The organism is Pseudomonas sp. HMSC066A08, from assembly GCF_001813025.1.
GTDB lineage: Bacteria > Pseudomonadota > Gammaproteobacteria > Pseudomonadales > Pseudomonadaceae > Pseudomonas > Pseudomonas aeruginosa.
Genome location: NZ_KV811178.1, coordinates 24,717 through 47,877 on the forward strand (window position 1 = coordinate 24,717; position 23,161 = coordinate 47,877).

Annotated in this window: 15 protein-coding genes and 1 pseudogene; 3 read left to right on the plus strand and 13 right to left on the minus strand. The window is 65.1% G+C overall.

The genetic code is table 11. The features are described from left to right. Nucleotides 1–517: 517 nt before the first annotated feature. Nucleotides 518–655, minus strand: a complete 138-nt coding sequence (locus HMPREF2886_RS34505; RefSeq protein WP_003083584.1) for a PA0050 family protein — start codon at nucleotides 653–655, stop codon at nucleotides 518–520. 61 nt (nucleotides 656–716) lie between these two features. Further along, complete coding sequence (locus tag HMPREF2886_RS00115; protein ID WP_003083582.1) at nucleotides 717–857, minus strand: PA0050 family protein; 141 nt, start codon at nucleotides 855–857, stop codon at nucleotides 717–719. Between the two features lie 609 nt (nucleotides 858–1,466). On the opposite strand from HMPREF2886_RS00115, the gene HMPREF2886_RS00120 reads away from it, so the two are divergent. Both HMPREF2886_RS00120 and HMPREF2886_RS00125 read left to right on the plus strand, forming a co-directional pair. Further along, nucleotides 1,467–3,128 carry a hypothetical protein gene (locus HMPREF2886_RS00120; RefSeq protein ID WP_070746570.1) on the plus strand — a complete coding sequence of 554 codons (1,662 nt, stop codon included), beginning with the start codon at nucleotides 1,467–1,469 and terminating at the stop codon, nucleotides 3,126–3,128. A 274-nt stretch (nucleotides 3,129–3,402) separates the two neighbouring features. Continuing rightward, nucleotides 3,403–3,786, plus strand: coding sequence for a helix-turn-helix domain-containing protein (locus HMPREF2886_RS00125; protein WP_042169871.1), 384 nt, complete (start codon nucleotides 3,403–3,405; stop codon nucleotides 3,784–3,786). 14 nt (nucleotides 3,787–3,800) lie between these two features. Here the strand turns inward: HMPREF2886_RS00125 and HMPREF2886_RS00130 are convergent, their stop codons facing one another. The 4 genes from HMPREF2886_RS00130 to exoT all read right to left on the minus strand — a co-directional run bounded on the left by HMPREF2886_RS00130 (nucleotide 3,801) and on the right by exoT (nucleotide 7,402). Then, on the minus strand, nucleotides 3,801–4,466 hold the full coding sequence (locus HMPREF2886_RS00130) for a DUF799 domain-containing protein (RefSeq protein WP_003083573.1): 666 nt from the start codon (nucleotides 4,464–4,466) through the stop codon (nucleotides 3,801–3,803). Next, nucleotides 4,463–4,816: a DUF4810 domain-containing protein gene (locus tag HMPREF2886_RS00135; RefSeq protein WP_003083569.1), complete on the minus strand. Its 354-nt coding sequence runs from the start codon at nucleotides 4,814–4,816 to the stop codon at nucleotides 4,463–4,465. The genes HMPREF2886_RS00130 and HMPREF2886_RS00135 overlap by 4 nt, the downstream gene beginning before the upstream one ends. Before the next feature lie 30 nt (nucleotides 4,817–4,846). After that, a complete protein-coding gene (locus tag HMPREF2886_RS00140) occupies nucleotides 4,847–5,533 on the minus strand; it encodes a CsgG/HfaB family protein (protein WP_003104306.1) in 687 nt (228 codons plus the stop codon). A gap of 495 nt (nucleotides 5,534–6,028) precedes the next feature. Next, on the minus strand, nucleotides 6,029–7,402 hold the full coding sequence (gene exoT, locus HMPREF2886_RS00145; RefSeq protein WP_003118491.1) for a T3SS effector bifunctional cytotoxin exoenzyme T: 1,374 nt from the start codon (nucleotides 7,400–7,402) through the stop codon (nucleotides 6,029–6,031). A gap of 163 nt (nucleotides 7,403–7,565) precedes the next feature. Here exoT and HMPREF2886_RS00150 point away from each other — a divergent pair, with 163 nt between their 5' ends. Next, a complete protein-coding gene (locus tag HMPREF2886_RS00150; RefSeq protein ID WP_004347041.1) occupies nucleotides 7,566–8,975 on the plus strand; it encodes an MgtC/SapB family protein in 1,410 nt (469 codons plus the stop codon). Between the two features lie 270 nt (nucleotides 8,976–9,245). Here the strand turns inward: HMPREF2886_RS00150 and HMPREF2886_RS00155 are convergent, their stop codons facing one another. The 7 genes and pseudogenes from HMPREF2886_RS00155 to tpsA2 all read right to left on the minus strand — a co-directional run bounded on the left by HMPREF2886_RS00155 (nucleotide 9,246) and on the right by tpsA2 (nucleotide 23,118). Continuing rightward, entirely contained in the window at nucleotides 9,246–9,641 is a 396-nt protein-coding gene (locus HMPREF2886_RS00155; protein ID WP_003114584.1) for a hypothetical protein, read from the minus strand. Nucleotides 9,642–9,853: 212 nt separating this feature from the next. After that, a pseudogene (locus HMPREF2886_RS34675) lies at nucleotides 9,854–10,018 on the minus strand (transposase); the annotation flags it as partial. 196 nt (nucleotides 10,019–10,214) lie between these two features. Continuing rightward, nucleotides 10,215–10,460, minus strand: coding sequence for a hypothetical protein (locus tag HMPREF2886_RS34120; RefSeq protein WP_126558269.1), 246 nt, complete (start codon nucleotides 10,458–10,460; stop codon nucleotides 10,215–10,217). A 230-nt stretch (nucleotides 10,461–10,690) separates the two neighbouring features. After that, the gene (locus tag HMPREF2886_RS00165) at nucleotides 10,691–11,383 is read right to left on the minus strand and encodes a transposase (protein ID WP_016252823.1); all 693 of its coding nucleotides are present in this window, start codon (nucleotides 11,381–11,383) and stop codon (nucleotides 10,691–10,693) included. Between the two features lie 152 nt (nucleotides 11,384–11,535). Next, a complete protein-coding gene (locus tag HMPREF2886_RS34125; RefSeq protein WP_071533981.1) occupies nucleotides 11,536–12,009 on the minus strand; it encodes a hypothetical protein in 474 nt (157 codons plus the stop codon). 256 nt (nucleotides 12,010–12,265) lie between these two features. Further along, nucleotides 12,266–12,667 (minus strand): DUF6911 family protein, encoded by a 402-nt coding sequence (locus HMPREF2886_RS34130; protein ID WP_128688692.1) that lies wholly within the window; start codon nucleotides 12,665–12,667, stop codon nucleotides 12,266–12,268. After that, nucleotides 12,664–23,118, minus strand: a complete 10,455-nt coding sequence (tpsA2, locus tag HMPREF2886_RS00170; RefSeq protein WP_083318494.1) for a two-partner secretion system putative hemagglutinin TpsA2 — start codon at nucleotides 23,116–23,118, stop codon at nucleotides 12,664–12,666. The genes HMPREF2886_RS34130 and tpsA2 overlap by 4 nt, the downstream gene beginning before the upstream one ends. Between the last annotated feature and the right edge of the window lie 43 nt (nucleotides 23,119–23,161).

Sequence of the window (23,161 nt, forward strand, 5' to 3'; positions counted from 1 at the left end):
GGTCGATGTATGAACTTTTCGAGGACCTGAAGATAAGCAGTTTCGGCAGGCCTGCGCCCAAGGAAGGCCAATGATAGAACAGGAAAAAACGTGGCCGAGTTAATTAATATCTATCTAAATCTGGTAGCTGTTTTTAAAAAAACAAAGGAAAAACAATAATCTACAAAATTAATGAAATATCCTGAAACATCATTACGCGGCTCTACAACCAGATATTACAGGGTCGTTCACGGATCTTTCCAAAGACTTAGAAGGCTAATCCAATTAAACTTATAATTGCTTTACGGCAATCATATGAATAGCCAACTAAGCAAATGACTACAACAAACTCAGATCGTACAACTATTGAATATAAGAGTTGTCCATCGACGCTGATTTCGTGGCAACGTTCGACGCGACGATGGACGAGCGGGAAAAGTAGGGCGGCGCGGGGAATGGAGAATTAAAGAAGGCAACTTCGAGCGAGCGATACATCCGGAAGCGGGCCCGCTGCACCGGGCCCGCCAGACGACCTACCTCAAGGGCATTCGCAGGTCGACGGACCGAACACCGGCCCGCTGCACGGGTCCTCGGACGGGCCGAAAACCGGGCACGCGGCCTGGGCGGTAAGAGAGAAGCCACAGAGCAGGAACACAGCCAACAGTACTTTCTTCATTTGCAACCTCCTGGTTGGTAATCGAACGCTCCCTGTCCCTGGTCGAGGGTACAGTCGGTCATCACGGGCACTCGCAGACGGTCGGTCCCAGCACCGGGCCCGCGCAGGGATCTTCCCCCGGCCCGAGCACCGCGCAGTCCGCCTGCGCCGTCAGCGAGAACATCCACAGCAGCAGCGAAGCCGCCAGCATCTTCCTTTTCATCTGACCTCCTTGGTCGAAACAGCGATCAACGATCCGTGTCCTTCTCCGAAAACAAGGGCATTTGCCTGCAGAAGGACCGAACGCCCGTCCGCTCGCGGCGCACCGCAAGACTCGCCGGCGAGCCGCCGGACCCCGGAGAGCAAAGACCAGCCCGAGCGAACGCGCCAGTGCGGTGGATTGCCGCAGCGCCAGCGAAAGTACCGGGGCAGGGGGCTTCGGCACCGGTTCGCCATCAACTTTTCCTATCCCCGGCGGCCACATAAATTCGTTGGACGCACCGCGCCGGCGCCTCCAAGAATGCCGCACGGGTGCGAAGTCCGGCCGTGCACCCACCGACGCCCCACAACAGCAAGAACAACGATCGGTGCATCCATGGCAAAGGATCTGACTTTCCCAGACGCCTCCGCGTCGTCCCGCAACCCTCCCTCCGCGCGCCTCCGTCTACCGGCGACACGCGCCCTCTAGCACCGCCCTCCCGTCCGCCACCGCAGCAACCCGCGACGCACCTTGCGTCGGTCCCGGCCCCCGCCGCCGGCGGGCGCCGCTCGCCCGCGCTCCGCCCGCCGCACCGATCGACCCATGAACCGAACAAGAACAGGAGTCCACCCGATGCGCTACGCCCGTCACGCAAGCCGATACTCCCTCTTCACCCTGGCCGTCTCGGCAGCCCTGCTGCCCGGCGCCGGCTGGGCCGCCAACGGCGACCTCGCCGGCGCCCGCAAGCCGCCCAGCGTCGCCTGCTCCTGGAACCGCGAGGCAGCGTTGCCCTACGAGGAGCGCCGGCTCGACACGCCGCTGCCGTTCAGCGGCGCCAACGTCGTCACCCATGACCAGACGCCGCTGGCCGAGCGCATCGTCAAGGGCGCCGGCTTCGACGGCTTCGAACCGGCCTTCGCCAAGCGCCTGTGCGCCGCCGACGGCCGCACCCCGGTCACCAGCTACGCCAAGGCACTGAAGCTGGTCACCGAAGAGGGCCGCGCGCTGTGGCGCGCCGCCGTCGACCGGGCCCAGGGTCGCCGCGCCATTCCCGCCGGCGCGCTGCCGGCCAGCGATGACCGCATGCTCTACTGGACGCGCCTCTACATGACCCGCACCCTGCGCCAGTGGGCGCCATCCTTCCACCTCGGCAAGGCCCAGGCCCAGGCGCTGCAATGGCGCTTCGAACGCGCCTCGCGCGGACAGCTGGACATCGACCTGCCACGCCGCTACGCCGCCGACGGCTCGCGCTACCGGCGGATGATCATCAGCGGCTTCGACGTCTTCACCCTGGGCACTCCCGGGACGGCGAACACCGGCCTGCGCAACGGCAACCCCTCGGGCGCCACCGCCCTTGCGCTGGACGGCCGCGAGTTCAGGCTGGCCGACGGCAGCCTGCTGCGTATCGAGGCCTACCTGTTGCCGGTCAGCTACGACCCGTTCAACCGCGGCATGCAGGAAGACACCCTGGGCCCCTGGTTCCGCCCCGGCCCGCGCCGGGTCGACGCCTCCATCACCATCAGCCAGGGCGGCGCCAACCAGTTCTGGCTGGAAGCCTGGAACGGCCGTTTCCACGGCTCCTCCGCCGGCAACGACGGCATCGTCTACTGCCCCGCCGACAGCGCTTTGCCCAACTACGTGCTCCCCCTGGGCAGCGTGACCAATCCCGGTACCACGCCGATTTCCCTGCGGGGCTCCGGCTGCAATATCAACCCGCCGCGCCGCTGGCTCGGCTACGACAGTGCCAGCCGCTGGCGGCAGAACCTGCCGGCACAGTTCTCCAAGGCCTCGCTGCCGGTCCGCCAGTTGCTCGCCGCCGATACCTGGCGCGGCATCGAGCGGCCGCCGGGCGCTACCAGCCAGGCCGCGGAAGGCTTCGACGTCACCTGGCACACCAACTACGACTTCTTCCCCGATTGCGCCAACCCGCGCACCGAAAACGTGCCGACCAACGGGGTGATGAACGCCATGCCCGATCCCTCCCTGGTGCTCCCGCCGAACCGACGGATCTGCGCGCGCAACGGCGGTGGCGGCGACTACCTGTCCAACGAGAGCGCCTACCGCAACACCGTGCTGCGCGACGCGTTCCGCCTGGAGATTCCCGCCGGGCACATCCATGTCCCGGTGATGAACAACTACTACACCGGTGTACCGGCGAGCGGCGGCGGCGCGCGCAACGACAACGCCATCAGCGACGCCCGCTACGAGGCCTACCGCAGCGCCATCGTGGCGCAGACCCGGGCGCTGCTGGTGAGCGTCGGCAACGCCCTGGCGCAGGGGCAGCAAGCGGACTAGTCCTCGCCAGGCGCAAGGCCCTCGCGACCTATCGCTTCGCCGCGAAGCCGAACTGCCGCCGACGCAGGCCAACTGGACCGTAGCCCGTCGCTTCAGCCTCTACTGAGTCAGGCGGCACGCGGGGAAACCTCGGACTCACGACCCGGAGCTTTCCCAGGCCCACGCCGGAACGGTAGGGCAGAGTCGAAGAGTGCGAACGCCGATGATGGAGACAACCGCCATCGCCCGCATCACCGGGGCGGTGGCAAGGATTTCCTGACTTGGAGAGTTTTCCATGAGCTTCGCGCAGAATCTCCTACGCCTACGCCAACAGAATGCCCTGACCCAACGGCAGATGGCCGAGCGACTGGGCGTCACCGTGAGCCAGTTGCGGCACTTCGAAACCAAGGGCGGGCACCCGTCGCTGGCGGTGCTGCAAACCATCGCCGGACGTTTCGCGGTACCGCTCGACTGGCTGGTCTGCGAGCGCAGCGAGCGGCAGGCGCTGCCGGAAGACCTGCGCCTGCAGTTCGAGGCCATCGGCCGCCTGCGGCTGGACGAGCGGCGCGCCATCCGGGCGTTGCTCGACGACCTGATCCGCCAGTACATGGCCAAGCGCAACGCAGCGGCCAAGCCCCTCCCGGCGGCTTGCGCCGAGGCCACGGAGACGTCCCCGTAGCCCCGGCGCACGGCTCAGTCGCTGCCGTACCTCGGCGAGCGCGGGCCGTACAACAGTCCGCCCGGCTGGCCGGCCGAGAGCAGGCGCGCGCTGGTCATCCCGGCGATCGGATAACCGGCGTCCTCCACCGAACTGTTGATGATCTGCTTGACCGCCGCGGTGATCAGCATGCCCACCAGGCCGCCGTTGTTGCCGCCGTTGCCTTCCTCGCTGGAGGCGGTCGCCGAGCCGGTCCACAGGGTGGTGCCGGAACGCAGGTCGACCAGCTTGGCGCTGGCGGTGACGATGGTCGCGCTGCTGATCACCATGTAGCGCGTGCCGTAGTCGCTCACCGTGACGTACAGCGCCGCGTCGGCGCCATAGATCTCGCGCAGCTTGGCCGGGGACACCTGGTGCACGTCGCCGGCGCTGGTCAGGCCGTTCTGGCGGAAGGTCTCGTCGGCCAGCGCCACCGGCACCACGTAGTAGCCGGCCTCGGCCAGCGGGAAGGTGACCTGCGAGAGCATGCTGTAGGTCGCCTTCACGTCGGGCGACTCGTTCAGCGGCGGCAGGACCAGGATCGAGCGCGGCTTGGCCTGCTTGAACGCCGAGTAGTCGACGCTCTTGGTCGGCGCGCAGCCGCCGAGCAGGGCCAGCAGGGTGAAACCGGCCACCAGGCCGGACAGTCGGGCGAGTTTCAACGGGCACCTCCACGGGCGTTGTTCAGGAGGAAGTCCATGTAGGTCGCCGACTCGGGAAACAGCGCCTTCTCGGTCTCGAACTCGCGGACCATCTGGTCGTCCTTGCCGATGCTGGAATAGAGCAGCCCCAGCTGGGCGTGGTAGCCCGGTGGCACCGCGCCGTTCTTCGCCCGGATCTTCTCGAGGTCGGCTTCCAGCGCCTGCGCCTGGGCCTCCTTGGATTCACCCTTGAAGTATTCGTGGACCTGGGCCTGGTAGCCCTCCCACTGGTACAGCGTCTTCGGTCCGCTGCACCCGGCCAGCGCCATGCTCCCCAGCAGCGCCGCCGTCCATGTGATCGTCTTGCTCATGTGTGCCGTGATTCCCTGGTTTCTGGTGGATTATTGGTTCTGTGGCTTCCAGGCGCCGCTATCGACCGCGTTGACCAACTTGTTCACCGCCTCGCGCATGGCCAGGTCGAGAACCTTGCCGTTGAGGGTCGAGTCGTAGCTGGCGGTGCCGCCGAAGCCGATCACCTCGCGGTTGGACAGGGCGTACTCGCCAGCGCCCTGGGTCGAATAGACGACCTCCGAGGTAGAGATGTTGACGATGTTCAGCGCCACCTTGGCGTAGGCGATCTGCGACTTGCCGCGGCCAAGGATGCCGAACAGCTGGCGGTCGCCGACTTCCTTGCGGCCGAACTCGGTGACGTCGCCGGTCACCACGTAGTCGGCACCCTTCAGGCGCTGGGCCTGGCCCTTGATCGCCGCTTCCTGCTGGATCTCGCTCATGTTGTCGCGGTCCAGCACGTTGAAGCGATTGGTCTGCTGCAGGTGGGTGATGAGAATGGTCTTGGCCTGGCCGCCGAGGCGGTCGACGCCATCGGAAAAGATCCCGCGCATGTAGCTGGAGCGGTTGTCGAACTTGCCTACCGCAATCGGCGAACGCACGCCGCTGTAGGGTCGGTTGACGCTCTCGACCTGCTGTACCGGCAACGCGGTGGAGGTCTCGGTGGCGCAGCCCGCCAGGCCGGCCAGGGTGGCAACGGCGAGGAGCGGCAGTAGTGTTTTCTTGGCGCTGTGACTCATGGGGTTCTCCTGGAAAAAAACGCTATCGACGCGGAGCGGCTTCTAGCCGACCCGTGTGCGGAAAAGAGGGCGTAGTGAAAATCGAGGAAGGCCAGGCGGCACGGCGGCGCGCCAAGGCGAGGGGCGAAATGGGGTGGCCACGATTTCTTTCCTTGAAATACGAATGCGTCGATCAACCGGCGCTCCCGGCCGGCCTTGGAAATCCGAAACAATCGTGCGGGAAGCGATGCACGAACCGTATGAGCCATCAATAGGCCATCTCGGTGGGCGGCAAAGTTACCACAGTTATTCCGATCGTTTCGTTATGCAGGAAGCATACTCGGAGAATTCTGACTGCGTCTCGTTCGCAGGATCGAGGTGGGACGCCGGGCACCGGTGTCCGCCACCCACCGGTGGCAGCCAGCCAGACATCCTTGCCGCCCATTGCGCCCGACGCTGTACGGCGCAAACGAAAACGGACACCCCTTGGGAGTGTCCGTCTCTGCCGTCGACCGGTCAGGCCAGGTCGAGGCCGCGCATTCTCAGGCGCAGGTCCTGTTCCTGGGGCTTGCCTGAACGATCCGTCCCGGTTGCCAGGTCCAGGGCATCGAGCAGTCCCTCGCCGTGGCCGCTCCGTTCCCCCAGCGTGGCCTCTTCGAGCACCCGACGGGTCACACCCTGCCCATCCTTGGCGCTGAGAAGCACGCGCATGTCGGTCCCCTTGTCGTAGAGGATCTCCTGCTCATCGCCCTCGATCGATATCTCGCTGACATCGATCCCGGATCTGCCGAACAGGGTGGTTATCGTGCCCAGGCCCGCGAAGCTCCTGGCAACGCTGGGGTCCCGGGAGGTGGAGAGATAGCCGGCGTCGTGGCCGACCTGGCCCTCTTTCACCGCCTCGAAGGCATCCCTGCCCTGAGTGCCGCGGAAGGTCTTCACGACCTGTTCAGCCGGTCCGCTCTTTTCGAACGCGGCAGACATGCCCCGGTCGATCAACGCCTGGCCCGCATCCAGCTCTCGCCCCTGACGCAGGGAACGATTCAGGTGCTGGTACTCGCCGTTGGTATAAAGACCGAGCGCCATCACCTCGGCATCGCTGTACGGCCCGTCCGGGTGTTCGCCTAGGTACTGCTCCGCCTCCAGCCCGAAGTGCTCCACCAGGCCATCCGCCAGCGCCTTGTCGACAGGCTCGCCCTTTACCTCGCTCTCTACCGCGTGGCGCAACAGGGCGACCTTGTCCATTACCGCATGCAGTTGGACGGCGATTTCGCGCAGTTGCTCCGGGCTTGCGCTGAGTACATGCTGGCTGGCGGCACCGCCCGCGGTCCCCCACTGTTGCAGCGCGATCCCCCCAACGCTCTGTTCGAGCAGGCGGGCAGCCTGGGTACGGGAAGCCTCGATCCGGCTGCCATCGCGAATCCCGACCAGGGCGGTGGCCAGCGAGCGCAGGGCGCCGTCGCCGCTGGCCAGGCGCGTGTGATCCTTCGCCAGCCTCTCCGCTGTCAAAGTCGCCAGCTCGCTCGCCTTGCCAAGTCCGCCCAAGGTCAGGGGCAGTGCCTTTTGCAGCATCATCTGCTTGATCTCGGCGGCCGAGAGACTGGCGGCAGGCGGCGCGTCCTGACGGGAGAGCGGCGCCTGGGTGGAGGCGTGGGCACGGCTCCCCAGCAGTTTGCCCAGCCACTCGATGATCGCCACGAAGGGACGCGCGAGGGCGGCCCCCAGGCGGGAGAGCAGGCCCTCGCCCTTCGGTGCTTCCTGGCGCTGGGCCAGTTGTTGCGCCTCCCGGGGAGTGGCCACCTGGCGGGCCTCGACCTGTCCCAGGCGCCCGGCCACGGCCTGGCTCAACTCAGCCACGAAAGACGGGTTCTGCTGAGATGATTGAATATGCATGATGATTGACGTCTCCTGATGTTTCCCCGCCAGTCTAGGAACGAGGCGCCCCTCCGCCTATCAGGATTGGCCGTGGTTTTTTTACTGTTGGCGGCCGTCGGAGCACGCGGAAAGAGAACCGTCAGCGGCCGAAAAACAGCGGACTTTCCCTACGCCAGCTCCCGTGCGCCTACACCGGGGCGGAGAACCCGATGGATATCGGCGGCAGCGACGGGCTCTTGGTGGACGGCGCACCGCCGTGCGGGCGCCTCGGGGTCGTCTGCTGCTATGGTGCGCACAGGCACGTCGCCATCCTCTCTCCCGGCGAATGGAATCGAGCATGACGCTTTCCCTGGATCTGTTGTTGAGCCTGTGCACGGCCCTGGCCATCGGCCTCCTGATCGGCGCCGAGCGCGGCTGGCAGGAGCGCGACCACGAAGATGCGCGGCAGATCGCCGGAATCCGCACCTTCAGCCTGGCCGGCCTGCTCGGCGGCTTCGCCACCCTGCTCGCGGGCGAACTGGGCAGCGCAGTCTGGGTAGCCTTGCTGCTGGCCCTCGCGGCGCTGGCCGTGGCCGGCTACGTGAGCGATGTCAGGCGTGGCGGCGACCAGGGCATGACCACCGAGATCGCCCTGTTGATGACCTTCCTCCTCGGCAGCCTCGCCCTCACCGAACAGCGCCTGCTGGCTGCCGCCGGCGGCATCGTGCTGACCCTGCTGCTGAGCCTCAAGGACAAGCTCCACGCCCTGCTGAAGCGCCTGACCGCCGAGGAGCTATCGGGCACCCTCAAGCTGCTGTTCATTTCCGTGGTCCTGCTGCCGGTGCTGCCCAACCAGGGCTATGGTCCCTGGGCGTTCTTCAATCCCTACCTGACCTGGTGGATGGTGGTGCTGATCGCCGCCCTCGGTTTCTCCGCCTACCTGGCCATCCGCCTGATCGGCTCGCGCAAGGGCCTGTTGCTGACCGCGGTGCTCGGCGGCCTGGTGTCCTCCACGGTGATGACCCTGACCCTGGCGCGCCTGCGCGAGCGCATGCCCGACGCCCTGTTGGCGTGCGCCCTGCTGGCGACCTCGGCGCTGATGTTCCCGCGCATCCTCGTCGAGATCGGCGCGATCCACCCGGCCTTGCTGAAGGAGCTGGCCCTGCCATTCGCCGCCACCACCCTCGTCTACCTTGGCGGCACGCTGTTCCACGCCCTGCGCGGCGGCCGCGCCAGCCAGGAGGCGCCCGACGAGCCAGGCCTGCGCAACCCCTTCGAACTGCTCCCGGCCCTGCGTTTCGCCGCCGTGCTGAGCGCGATCCTGCTGTTGGTGGAGGTCGGCCGGCGGCTGTTCGGCGATGCCGGCATCTACGCGGTCGCGCTGCTCTCCGGCCTCGCCGACGTCGACGCGATCACCCTGTCCCTGGCCCGCGCGGCGCAGGGCGAGCTCGATCCAGGCGTGGCCAGCCGCGGCATCGCCCTTGCCGCCCTGAGCAACAGCCTGGTCAAGGCCGGCCTGGTCGTGCTGGTGGGCGGCAAGCGGCTGGCCCTGCAAACGCTACCCTTCAGCCTGGCGGGGCTGCTGGTAGGAGCGCTGCTGATCCTGCTGTGAGGCGCCGGGGAAACCTCGGAGCGCCGCTGGACGAACGCGACGACAACCGCCTGGCGTCCCGCATCAACCTGCGCGGCTACTGGCTGCAACGGCCGGGTTTCAAGGCCAAGGACCGGACCAGGACCCGGGTGAGGCAGGGCGGCCTGGCGATCACGGCGGAGCGAGGGGAGGGGACGCCTCCGCGTTGGACTGAGGCGTCTCTGCGACGTCGGAGACAAGGCGGTGGCTGGCTGAGCCAATCGCCCTTTGCGGCGTGAAGGGCGCCCGGAACTAGCGGCACTCACCCCGCGCGGTCGCATCGACCACCCTGCCCGAGGCGTCGGCAAAGAACTCGTAGATGCAGGTGTAATAGCCGCTCTGGTTGGCCGTGCCGGTCTTCTGGTTCAGGACCGAGCTGTTGGGCGTATTGCCATGGCCCTGCTCGTAGTAGGTGTAGTCGTAGTCGTGGCTATAGTTCTCGTACTCCTTCCACACGTACTTCTGCCTGGCGGCATCCCCCGTCACACGTTCCGGCTCGCCGAAGCGCTTGATCACATCCTGGATCGGCAAGCCGATCCAGGACTGCGCATCGCTACGCGCGCGACTGCCATAGGCCTCCATGACGCACCCCGACACGCTGATCACAAGGGCCGCCAGGGCGGTGAGTCTCAGAGCCAGTACCGGCATATTTGCTTCTCCTTCCATGGCGGCCTGCCTACGCGGCATCCCGCTCCCTTTGCGCGGGTCGGTGTGCTGCGAATGGTAGGGGGCCGGGGCCCGCCCGTTCAACGGGAGACGGCGGTTTCCGGTGTACTAGTACATTGGGGCGCTGTGCGACGGGGCAGTAGAAAGGAGGGTCGGCAAGCCGCCAGGAGCAGATGGATATGGGTGGTTATTCAGCAAAATGCATGGAGCTTGTTATCGAAGGCATCCTCGAGGTCCCGTAGATCGGAGAGGTAACGCTGGTAGTCCTCGTCCTCGGCGAATACCACTTGCCGATTGTGTCCCCGCTGGACCACGTGAAGCGGATAATTCGGTAAAACCACTCGCCCTTGCCTAGGCATCGCGGAGCCTCCTTACGGCGTCTGCGCTGGAGCCTCCCTGCTTAGAAAATTAGAGTAGGGAAAATAAATCTGTCCCCTTTATGCTTGTCCCCTTTATGCTGCTGAAATCAAAGTATCGAATTCATATTTTCCGTCGGATAACACTAGAGTCAGGAAAATAAAAATTCCCATTATAACCAGTCTCTTTATTTAAATATTACAGCGAATCTTCATTCTCTAAAGCTTGAGGCAAAAAAGCTTCCGCCCTACCATATATCTCATAGAACTCTTCAGAGCTTAGGGAAAAATTATCAGTTCTAGAATAAAAAACAAACTCAATCTTTCTTTCTTTACTCACTGATATCTCCATAAAAGGCTCTCTCTCCCCCTCCCTATATACACAAAGATATGGATAATCACTATTAATATCTCCAACTTTTTCAAAAATCAAATTTACCTTCATTTTTGCACGCCTCTAAAGCCAATAAATTTACCATCCCCACCCCAACTAGCAGCCCGTCCGTCTGGTAATGTATAAGTTATCCAGCCTCCCGGGTATCTTCCCCCGGCGCCATTACTCTTCACTCCACTCTGAAGTATTTCATTTATTGCCTTTCCAGCAAGCTCATTAATCTGAAGAAGAAAAAAGGGGACAGAAAAAAGGACAGAAAAAAGGGGACAGATTTATTTTCCCTACTCTAATCTCGGCCGCCCTTGCCCACGCCGCTCTATTCTCACCCCGGCTACCCGCTCTATCTCGTCCACGAACCGTTGATTGCCCGTCAGTTGTCCACGCTGAACCGCCTCGCGAATCAGCCTCAATTCCTCGGCCGGTATCGCCTCTTTCATGAACGTTACGTATCGCCGATATCTCTCTTCGGCCGTCTGACCTAGCTCAATGAAGCAGGGATCCATATCCAACCAGTTTGGCTCCTTCAACCAATCCGCCCGCAGCCCATAACTTGACCAGGGATAGGCCGCCACATCGTCCACCATCCGCGCCCGAACAGGGTTCAGTTCGATGTACCGGCAACACGCCAGCAGGTAGGCATCGCTCTGTACGACACTCGATTTATAGCGACTTTCCCACAACGTTCCGGAACGGCCCTCCAAGCGATTCCGATATCGTGTCGTGCGCGCCGCCAGCGTTTTCATCAGTTGCGCCAAGCCAGACAGCGAATCACCAGGCGCCAAGAGCAGATGGACATGGTTGGTCATCAGGCAAAATGCGTAGACCTTGATACCAAAGGCATCCTTGAGGTCCCGTAGATCGGAGAGGTAACGCTGGTAGTCCTCGTCCTCGGCGAATACCACTTGCCGATTGTGTCCCCGCTGGACCACGTGAAGCGGATAATTCGGTAAAACCACTCGCCCTTGCCTAGGCATCGCGGAGCCTCCTTACGGCGTCTGCGCTGGAGCCTCCCTGCTTAGAAAATTAGAGTAGGGAAAATAAATCTGTCCCCTTTATGGTCCCCTGATCGAACCAGCCGTTTCGTCGGCTGCACCTGTCGCTTTTGCAGCGAAGAAACAGCGTTACATTACGAGAGCTTCAAAAACTCCAACCCTTCACATTTAATAATTTCGGCGGGTATTTCCTTATAAACAAAAAGCTCATCTCCCAGATTAATAAAACTTAAACACTCAGAATTACCAAAGCAGAGCAGCACCCCAGCAACCGAGTCTTCAACAGAGGATAAAATCAATGAGACCGAATTCAATTCCTCCCCTACAACTGACGAAAAAGCCTCGTCACTCTCTAGTGGGAAAATCTTTTCCGCCCCAAACTCCCCTAAGTCGCACTCAGCAACAACATCAGAGCTATATGCTATAGACGAGCTATCAGGAGCACACTTAAAAGTCCCAAAATCTTTTCCATCAAATAAAATAGCTACCGCTTGCGGATTGCCATTTTTTTTCGATTCAAATACATGAAACAACCCCCGAACAAGGAGCAATCGCAGCCCTATGCAACCAACCAACCAAGATTTAAATGCTTCGGATACCACGATCATTGTGGATTACCTTTGACTAAAAAAGGACCTAAAAAAGGGGACATATTTATTTTTACTACTCTAATTTCGGCGACTGCGCCCACTCTGAAACGCTCAAAGCAAATAATTCGCTAAACCATGCGCCCTTACCTAGGCATCGCGAAGTTCCTTTACGGCATCTGCGCTGGAGCCTTTGCTCAGAAGATTAGAGTAGGGAAAATAAACCTGCTCCCTTTATTCCCTTTATTCCCTTTATTATTTCATTTACGTTGAAACATTAAACCCACACATCAGAAGACACTTCCCTCTCTAGCAAAAATTTTTTGAAACAATTACATATCAACCCAAAATTTTCTGTCACTGCCGCCATAGGATATGCCTCGCCTAAAATATAAGTAAATCCATTACCTTCACCAGCCCCTCTTAACGTGAAAACCTCATGCTCACCATCTTCAGCATGCTGGCTAAGCATAACTATAAATCGTCCACTCTCTGCATGAAGCGCCACTTCATAAGCGCCAACCTCAGGTTCCGGCTTAACTCTTAGAACCAACACCCCCGAACTGTGGCGAAGCTTAGAAAGCGCTGCCAGAACTTCTTCTTCGTCAGGATCAGACACCACCGGAAATTGAGTTCTTTTAGCCTCAGGAGCAATCAAATACCCACCAAGAACAATCATATTTTTTTCTCTCTAATTGACTTCATTCCTACCTCCCAGTAATACGTCTTCGGCAAACCTGTAATATCATCCTTGGCTTGAATAGTTAAAGATTTCAAACCAGACTTGCTAGCTGCCGCAGCAATATCACCTCTGCAGTATCCACAAACATCCTTACCTACTACGTTCATGGTCATATCGGAGCCTACCGTTTTACCTTCATTAAATGCCTTCTGAATAACGCCAATCTCTGCATGAGCATCCGCCATATTCCCATTCGGGTGAGGCGTCCCCTTAGCCGCTATCTTTGCGTCCACTCGATCGGCAATCAAGGTCGGTTGGTTGGGATTCGCCTGGGCTGCTGGTCTAGCCGTCTGGTTAACATCCGTAAATACTGAGTTACCGATTCGCCCCTCAGCAGTTACAACAGGAGTCGCTCCCTTTGCACCCGCTCCAACACTCCCCCTCCCCCCAAGAAGCGCCATAGCCGCCGCGCCCCCCAGCTCCGAGAGCAGGTAAGCCTTCTCCTTGGGATCCAGTTGTCGGCCAGCAGTGCGATCCAGCCAGGAAGTGGACGCATTCCAGCGATCCAGATCAGCCGTTTCCTCCGGTGTCAGCCAGCCTTCCTTGAGGTTCTTGGCGAACGCCAGTTGCTTGTCCAGGGCAAAGAGATCTCCCCAGCCACTTGGATTCGGCGTCTGCGACACGACCGCGTCGGGATTGCCCTGCAACAAGCCGGGTGTATCGTAGGTGGTTTGCCGCAGTAGGCTGAGCAGCTCTTTGGAAACCGGATCGTCCATCCGGATCGAACTGTCGACGATGTCGTCCACACACTGGCGCGAAGCACACTGGCCGATAGCGTTTGAACGCTCGGCCGACAGCTTTTCGTACTTGCCGAGGATGCCTTGCAACTTCTCCTCGCCACAGCCGCCTGCCGCGCGACAATCCTTGATTTCCTTGAGCAGGCTCTCCGCCGCCGCGTGATTCAGGTTGTTGTACACCGTGGCCTGCTGAGCCACCCAAGCGGCTTTCTCTTGGGCCTTGGTATCGCCTCCGGCCGCCGCAGCCACTGTCATCCCTATCAACTGCGAGGTCATCGCCAGCACGCGCTCATGAGCCTCGCCAGGGAAGATCTTTTCACCGACGAGGCTTACCAATGCCTCGTTGGCGCCAGCAGCCAGGGCTGCGGTACGGAAATCGCCGCCGGCAGCCTCGCCGATCAACCCGCCGACAATCGCATGGACCGCTACCTTCTTGGGAAGGCCGCTGCCGACCAACGCATCTCCGACCTTGTCGAAGATCGCGCCGCTTAGCGCGTCCGCCGCCATACTGATGGCAGCTTGCGCGACGTTGTCCCTGAACTTGCCACCGTTCACCACGGTGTTCAGCGCGGAGCGAACGGCAAGCTGGGCACCCAGACTGCTGGGCATGAAGCCGCCGCTGATACCGGCGACCGCGTAGCCCTTCAGGCTGTCGCTGGAGGTCACGTCTTTCGCCACCGCGCCAAGGTTGCCGCGGTTATTCACCGTGCTGATCGCCGCGTTGGTGGCTACGGCACTGGCGACGGAGTTGGCAGCGACGCCTGTTGCGCTTTTGGCCGCGACGCCTGCCATCGAACTACCCGCACCCCAGGTCAGGTAGGTAACCACAATGGCGATGGCCAATGCCGCGCCAGCGCCCAACCCCGAATGGCTGTACTTGAAGCTGTCATGTACTTCCCGGACTTTGCGCCAATCGACGTCACCCTGTTTTTCGGCCTCCCGCAACCAGGCGAGGCTCGGATCGGCCTTGACCATGACATCGATGGTCTCGGAAACGGTCTTCTGGTCGATATGCTTCACATCGATCTTCAGCCCGTCCGCTGCTTTGATCGCCAGATTTCCCTGAGCGACGATCTGGGTCTGCCGAAGCGTTTCATCGGTCTGCCCTTTCCCCTTGGCGCTGTTCCACGCCAGGTCGCCCTTGCTCTTCTCGTGGCTTTCCTGGTGCAGGTCCTTCACCGCCTCGAAGGTCACCGCGCCGCCGCTGACGATGGCCAGGTCGTTGCCCGATTCCAGCTTCGCGCCCTGGTAGGTCTGGTCGCCGCCGCTGAGCAGGGTGAGGTCGCCGCCGCTGCTGATCTGGCTGCCCACCGCCTTGACGTCGGTGACTTCGTCGCGCCGGGTTTCCTTGCGGCCGAAGTCGCCTTTCTTCTTCTTGTCGTACAGGTAGTAGTTGCTGTCGTTGGCGGCCAGCAGTTCCAGCTTGTCGCCGGCCACCAGGTAGGCCTCGTCGCCGGCGCTGGCCTGGCTCGCGATCAGGCGCAGGTCCTGTCCGGCATTGATCGCCAGGTCGCCGCCGGCGTCCACGCGGGTGCCTTGCTGGGCGACCTTGTCTTCCTGGTAGGTGACCTTCCTGGTCTTGCTGTAGGCATGCTCCTCGTTCGCCGCCGCCGCCAGGGTCACGTCGCGCCCGGCGGAGAGGGCGATGTCGCGGCGCGCTTCGAGGGCGCTGGCCACTGCGCTGAGGTCGCGCCCGGCGCTGACGTTCAGGTCCCGCCCGGCACTGACTTCGGCGCCGAGCTGGGTCACGCTCTGTAGCCGCGACGTGCTCCAGCGGGTCTGGCCCTGGCGGTCCTCGACGGCGGCGACGGTGACGTCGCGTCCGGCGTCGAGGCTGAGGTCGCCGCGACTCTGCAGCACCCCGCCGAGGTTGGCGATGTCGCGTCCGGCCTGGACGTTCAGGCTGTTCGCCGCCTCCACCCGCGCGGCGCTGTCGGCGAAGCTGCGCTCCCAGGTGCGGCCGTCGAGCGCGCTGTCGTAGCGGGTCACGCTGCGTTCGTTGATCACGTCGCCGGTCAGTGCGGTGAGGCTCACATCGCGCCCGGCGATGACCCCGCCCTGGCGGTTGCGGATCGAGTCGCCGGCGAGCAGGTCGAGGCGCTTGCCGGCCTCGATCAGGCCGCTGTTGTCGAGGTTGTCGGCCGTCGCCGAGAGGTCGTTCCGCGCGCGCAGGGTGCCGACGTTATGCAGGTCGCCGCCGCTCACCAGCTTCACGTCGCGGCCCTGGATCAGCGCACCGTTGGGTGCCAGCCGACCCTCCGCCTGGGCCAGGTAGACCACCGGCGCGAGGACCTTCTCGCCGTTCACCTCGACCTCTTCCAGCCACACGATGTCGTGGGTCAGCGCCGCCATCTGCTCCGCGCTCAAACCCACACCCAGTTGCAGCTGGAGCTTGTCCTTGTAAGCGATGGCGTTGTCCATCAGGTAGCGGAACAGTGCCTCGTCGCTGCTCAGCCCGTCGATGTAGCGCTGGCCGGTGCGCGCCACCACCGCGTCGCGGATCAGCCGCTGCTCGTAGAGACCGTCGCCGAGACGCTTCTTGCTAGCGTCCGGGTTCATGCCCAGGCCGCTGAGCAAGTAGTCCGAGTTGAGGAACTGCTTCAGCTCGGTGAGCGCCGGGTTGGTCTCGATCAGGTACTTGTGGCTGGCGCTCGGCGTGGCGTTGCCGGGCACGCCCTGGACCCGGGCGACGCCCGGCAGGCTACCGCCGAGCGCGCTGCCGCCCTGACCCTGGACGTTGGCCGCGCCAGCCAGGCCGTCGACTCGCACGCCCTGGCCCTGCCAGGTACCGGCGGCGTTGCCGGCGCCCTGCTGGCCGACCGAGACGCCGCTGCCGCCCTGGGTGCGGTCGGCGCCGGCACCGAGCGCGGCGCTGCCGTTGCCGTCCTCGGCGAAGCGCGAGCTGAGACGGAACAGGCCGTTGTCACCCTGGGGCAGGCTGAAGCCGGGCAGGGTAACCGGGTTGACCTGGCGCCGCGCCAGGTCGGGCGGCAGTTGCGAGGTCAGCGGCACGACCACCGAAACCCCGCTGCCGCCCACCGCGCTGTCGCCCACCTGGCGGCCGCTGCCGACGAAGGTGTAGCCGGGGCGGGTGACGCCGTTGTCGATGCGCGTGCTGGCATTGACCGTGACGTCGCCGGCGGCCTGGATCACCGCTGCGTAGGACTGGTCGCCACTGCTGATCGGGGTCGGCCCCTTGCTCGGGAATTCGTACTCGAAGGACCAGTCGCTGAGGATCGCGTTGAGCGCGGCGGGGATCTCGCCCGCGCGCGCCGGGTCGAAATTGGCGCTCTGGTACCAGTAGAGGTTGGTGAAGTTGCGCGACTTCTGGTCGATGCCGCCGATATCGCCGCCGCGAGCGGTACGCAGCACGCGGATGGTTTCCAGCTCGCCGGTTTCCAGGCCCTGGTTGTCGAGGACTTCGAGGTTGGCGGTGAGGTTGCCGCCGCTGCCGATCAGACTGGAAAGGTTGTTCAGGGTGCCGCCGTCGATGGCGAAGTCGCCTCCGGCCAGCAGTTGCCCCATGGCGCTGCTGGCGGTGACCTCGGTCTTGTCGCGCTGGGTGATGGTCCAGATGGCGTTGCGCTTGCCGCTGCAGTCGCCCGCGTTGATGCCTTCGATGCAGGCGGTCTGCTCCATCTTCGCGGTGTACAGGCCCGACTTGCTTTCCAGCACGGCGCGACGGTTCTCGATCAGGCTGGCACGCAGGCTGAAGTCCTTGCCGCTCTCGATCACCCCGGAAAGGTTGCGCAGGCTGGCGGCACGGTTGCCGGCATCGTCGCGGGCGATATCCAGCCTGCCGAGGCTGTACACATCCCCGTAGAGGTTGGTGATGTCGCCGGCGCGCAGGGTCATGTCGGCGCCACTGAACAGCAACCCGCGCTCGTTGAGCAGGGCGGGCGCGTTCAATCGCAGGTTGCCGCCGCCGCCCAGGGTGCCGTAGTTGTTCAGGCTCGCGGCGCTGGCCACGAGGTCGCCGGCGGCGGTGATCCGCCCACGGTTGACCAGCAGGTTGCCGGCGCCGAGCGTGACATTGGCACCGCCGGCGAGGCTGGCGGCGTTGCCGAGGTCGAGGCTGGCGGCGTTCAGGGCGAAGTCGCCGAGGCTGGTGGCGCGGCCGTTGCCACGGTAGCCGCCGCTCAGGTCGAGGCGCAAGCTGCCGTCGCTGGCCAGCAGGCCGTCGTTGCTCCAGTCGCCGCCGCGGCCAGTGAAGGACTGCACCGCCAGCAGCTTGCCCTCGGCCGTCTGGCGGAAGGTGCCGATGTCCAGGTTCAGGCGTCCGGCTTGCAGCACGCTGCTGTTGGTCCATTCGCTGGCGCGGATGTCCAGCAGGCCATTGGTGGTCAGTTCGCCGCCGGCGCGGATCACCTGCGCGGAATCCAGGCCGAAGGTGCCGTTGCCGGTATGGAGGATGCGCCCGCCGGCGTTGGCCAGGCTGCCCAGTTGCAGGTCGAGGTCCTGGTTGGCGCTTTCCAGCACGCCGTAGGCGTTGTTCAGGCCGCCAGCGACCAACCGCGTGCTGCCGCTGCGGCCGAGGGCGCGCAGGCTGCCGCCGCTGTTGTCGATCGCGGCGGCGCGCAGGTGCAGCTCGCTTTCGCTTTCTAACTGGCCGAAGCGGTTGGCCAGCGCGCCGGCCAGGCTGAAGTCGATGCGCCCGGCGCCGACCTTGCCGCCCTGGCCCGCCGCCGCGCCCTGGTTGAGGAAGCGCTGGCCGTCGAGGCTGAGCAGGCCGCTGGCGTAGAGGCCGCCACCCTGGTTGTCGAAGTCGGCGGTGACGATGCGGTTGTCGCCGCCCAGCGCCGAGAGATGGCCCTGCTGGTTGCGCACGCCTTGCCCGGCGCGGATTTCCAGCGACTGCGCCTGGGTGACGCCGGCGCTGTTGTCGAACAGCCCGGTGACCAGCTTCAGCCAACCCTTGGCGCTGTTGAGCACGCCGCCGGCGCCGTTGTCGAGGCTGCCGCTCTGCAGGTCGAGGTTGCCGGCCCGGCTGTCCAGGCGGCCGCCCTGGTTGTCCAGCGCGCCGCCGATACGCAGCCGGTTGTCGCCCTGGGCCTGGAGCGTGCCCTGGCGGTTGTCCAGGCTGCCAGCCTGCACGTCGAGGGCGCCGGCCTGGCTGAAGATCAGGCCGTCCTGCTGGTTGCGCAGGGCGCCGCCGCCCAGGCGCAGGCTCATGCCGGCCTGGCTGGCGAGGGTGCCGGAGGCGCTGTTGTCGAGGCTGCCGGTGGTGATCTCCAGCAGCCCCTGGCTGACCAGCTTGCCGCCGCGGTTGTCGACGCTGGCGCTGCGCAGCAGCAGGTCGCCGCCGCTGGCCAGGCGCGCCGCGCCGGTGTTGACCAGGGCGCCGCCGAGGATGGCGTCGAGCCGGCCCTGGCTGATCAACTGGCCGTCGCTGTTATCCAGGCTGGCGCCCTTGAGCAGCAGGCTGCCGCCGTTGATCCGGCCGCCGGCGTTGTTCAGCAGCGTATCGTCGCGCTCGAAGCTCAGCGCGCGCTGCGCCGAGACCAGGCCGCCCTGGCCGTTGTCCAGCGTCCCGGCGATGCTCAGGGTCACGTCGCTTTCGCCGGAGACGATGCCCTGGGCGTTATCCAGGCTGGCGGCGTCGATCCGTTGCGCGCCCTTGCTGACCAGCGCGCCCTGGCCGTGGTTGTCCAGCGCGCCGCCGAGGCTGATGGCCAGCTCGCCGTCCTTGCTCGAAAGGGTGCCGCCGGCGCTGTTGTCCAGGCTCCCGCCTGTCACCGTCAGGCCCTGCCATCCGGAGAGCAGGCCGGCGCCGGCGTTGCCCAGCGCGTCGGCGTCCAGGCGCAGTTTCCCGGCGCTGATGATGCGCCCCTGCTGGCCGTTGTCGATGCGCCTGGCCAGCAGCTCGAAGCCCTGCTGGCTGGAAATCTCGCCGCCCTGGCGGTTGTCGAGGACGTTCAGCCGCTCGATGCTCAGCGGGCCGCGGGCACTGATCAGGCCGCCCTGGTTGTCCAGATCGCCGCCCCGCAGGTCGAGACTGACGCCGCGCTCGCCGATCAGCCGGCCCTGGCGTTGCACCAGGCGCTCGACCGTCAGGCGCAGGTCGCCCCGGGCGGAGATTTCGCCGCCGTCGGCGGAGTCGACGCGCCCTGCCGTCAGTTCCAGTTCGCCGTCGCTGGTGAGCAGGCCGCCACGGTTGTCCAGGTTGGCGGCGCTCAGGCGCAGCGACTGCTTGCCACTGAGGGCGCCGCCACGGTTGTCGAGGTCGGCGCTGCTGACGTCCAGCACGCCCTGGCTGATCAGTTGGCCACCCTCGGCGTTGTCCAGCGCGCCAGTGGCGACGCTCAGGCCGGCGTTGCCGGAGAGCAGGCCCTTGCCGCTGTTGTCCAGCGAGGCGCTGGCGAGCGTCAGGCGGGCGCCGGAAACGGTGCCTTCGGCGTGGTTGTCCAGCGCGCCGTCGACGCGCAGGTCGATGCCGGCGCGGCTGGCCAGGGTGCCCTTGGCGCTGTTGTCCAGGCGAGCGGCCGCGATGTCCAGGCCGGCGGCGCCGGAGATCACCCCGGCCAGGCTGTTGTCCAGGGCCTGGGCGATGCGCAGGGTCAGGCTGGCGGCGCCGATCAGGCGCCCGCCGCGGTTGTCCAGGCTGGCGGCGGCGAGGGTGAAGGCGCGGTCGCTGGAGATTTCCCCGCCGGCGCCGTTGTCCACCGCGCCGAGCTGGCGCAGCAGCAGCGCGCCGGGCGTGGCGATCAGGCCGCCGTCGCGGTTGACCAGCGTGCCGCCATTGAGGTCGAGGGTGACGCCGGTTTCGCTGACCAGGACGCCGCCTCCGCGCTGGTCGAGGCCTTTCAGGTTGGCGTCGAGCAGGCCCTTGGCGCTGACCCGGCCCTGCTGGCCGTTGTCCAGCCGGGCGGCCACCAGGGTGATGCCGGCGTTGCTGCCGATGCCGCCGTTGCGGCTGTTGTCCAGTACGCCGGTGCGGATATCCACCGCGCCCTTGGCGCTGATCACGCCGGAACGGCTGTTGTCGAGGCTGGCGCCCTTCAGCGTCACACCGGCATCGCTGAGCAGCCTGCCGCCCTGGTTGTCCAGCGCGGCCTGGCTGGTCAGCGCCAGCGCACCGGCGCTGGAGAAGGTCCCGCCACGGTTGTCCAGGCGCGCGGCGCGCGCCGTCAGGCTGCCTTCGCTGACCAGCGCGCCGCCCTGGTTGTCCAGCACGCCGCCGAGGCTCACGCTCAGGCTGTTCTGGCTGTCGAGCCGCCCGCCGTCGCCGTTGAACAGTTCGCTGCCGTCCAGGCTCAGGCCGTCGCGCCCGGCCAGCACCCCCTTGGCCTGGTTCAGCAGGCGCTGCACGGTGAGGCGCAGGCCGCTGTCGCCGATGACCTTGCCGCCGCGGTTGTCCAGTTGCTCGCGGGCGTTCACGGCGACCTTCGAGGTGCTGGAAATCTCGCCGGCGCGGTTGTCGACCTGCCGCGCCTCGATAGCGATGCCGCCATTCGCGGCGATCAGCCCGGACTGGCTGTTGTCGAGCGTGTCGGCCGCGACCTTCAGGGTCTTTTCGCTGACCAGTTCGCCACCTTGCTGGGCCAGGCTGCCAAGCGTCGCCTGCAGGTCGCCCTTGGCGGCGATACGCCCTCCGGCGTTGCCGACGGCGTTCGCTGCGAGGTCCAGGCGGCCATCGCTGAGCAGCTTGCCACCCTGGTCGTTGCGCAGGCTGGCGACCTCCACGCGCACGCCAGCCTTGCCGCTGGCGCTGCCGCCGTCGCGGTTGTCGAAGGCGCCTCCCGTGGCGCTCAGGCCGGCGTCGGCCACCAGCACGCCGCCACGGTTGTCCAGGCTGGCGCCGTGGACGTTCAACTCGCTGCGGCTCGACAGCAGGCCGCCAGCGCGGTTGTCCAGTTGCCCCACCGTCACGCGCTGCGCGCCCTGGCTGAGCAGGTTGCCTTCATCGCGGTTGTCCAGCAGGCCGCCGAGGCTGACCTCCAGGCCGCCCCGGCTGCTCAGCGTGCCCTTGCCGCTGTTGTCCAGGCTGCGCGCCCGCAGGTCGAGGCGGTTGGCTGCGGAGAACAAGCCGAGGCGGTTGTCGATGGCACCGCTGGCGACCACCAGCAGGTCGTCGCCGATCAGCTTGCCGCCGCGATTGTCGAGGCTACCGACGCGAGCCTCGACGCGCTTGCCGGAGACTTCGCCGTCCCCCCGGTTGACCAGCGCCTGGGCGCTGACGCGGGTGGACTGCTGGCTGCCGAGCAGGCCTTGCTGGCCGTTGTCGAGCGTCGCCGCGCCGACCTCCAGATCGTTCAGGCCGATCACCTGGCCGCCACGGTTGTCGAGATCGCCACGGGTCTTGACCACGGCGCGGTCCCGGCTCTGCAACAGGCCGTCCTGGCGGTTGTCCAGGCTGCTCGCCTCGACCCGCAGTTCGCCCTCGGCGAGCAGCTTGCCGCCACGGTTGTCCAGGTGCCCGGCGTCGACCCGGACGGTCGCCCCCTTCAGGCTGCCGCCCTGATTGTCCAGCGCCTGGCTCGCCTTCGCTTCCAGCGCGCGGCTGGCCACCAGGCTGCCGGCGTTGCGCAGGGTGCCGCTGCGCAGCTCGAGGTCGCCGCGCGCGTTGCGTCGCTCGTCTGGCTCGACGCCGGCTTCGATCACCCCGGCGTTGTCGATATGCGCCGCCTCCAGCACGATGCGTTCGCGCGCCGCCAGGCTCTGCCGGTTGACCAGTTCCTCCGCGCTGCGGATCTCGGCGCTGCCGCCGGCGTAGGTCTTGCCATTCAGCTCCACGGCCTGGGCCGCGATCTTCAGGTCGCCCTGGCTGGAGGCCTGGGCCAGACTCAGCTTGCCGCTGGCGTCGATGCGGATGTCGCCGCCGCTGGCGGCCATGTCGCCGGCCAGCCGCACCCCCACGCCCTGCTCGGTGCCGACCAGGCGGATCGCCCCGGCGTACATCCCGCCCAGCGCCGAGCTGTCGATCGCCAGCTGCGGCTTCTCGCTGCCATCGGCGGCGCGCGGCGTGGCCTGCAGGCTGTCGGCCTGGACGTCGTTGCGGCCGGTGACGATGTTGAGGTTCTTCGCGTAGAGCTTGGCGTTGAGCTTGGCGCTGCGGGTGATCAGGTCGAACTGTTCGAGGTTGCCGACGTTCAGTTCGGCGCCTTCGACGACGATGTCGCCGCCGTCCACCTGGAAGCGCTCCAGGCGCTGGCCGTCCATGATCGGCTTGCCGGTGGTGAGGGTCGCGCGCGGCGTGTTGATGAAGCCGCAGCCCTGGCAGGTGATGCCGTGCGGGTTGGCGACGATCACCCGCGCCGACTGCCCGGCCACCTCGGTGTAGCCGGCCAGGGTGCTGCGGTTGCCGCCGGTGACCTGGTTGAGGATCACCTGCGCCGCCTGGCCCTTGAGGTTGGGGTTGCCGAGGATGATCCCGCCGAGCTGGGTACCCTGGGTCTTGCCGGTAGCGTTGTTGAGGATCAGCCCGTTGGCGCCGACGTTGTAGTCGCGGAAATGGTTGTTCGACAGCCCGGCGCCGTTGGGCGTGGCGATATTGACGATGGGCACGCCGTTGCCCGCCTGGCCCAGGCCGGTGTTGCCGCCGGCGGCCTTGTCCAGCGCCAGCCCCGCCGCCGCGGCGACGATCGGGTTGAGGAACAAGATGCCGGCCAGGGACAGGGCGATGCACTGGTTCAGCGGGCTGCGGATGTCCATATCGTTACTCCTTGGCGGGTAGGGGCCCGGCGAGGTTAAGCAA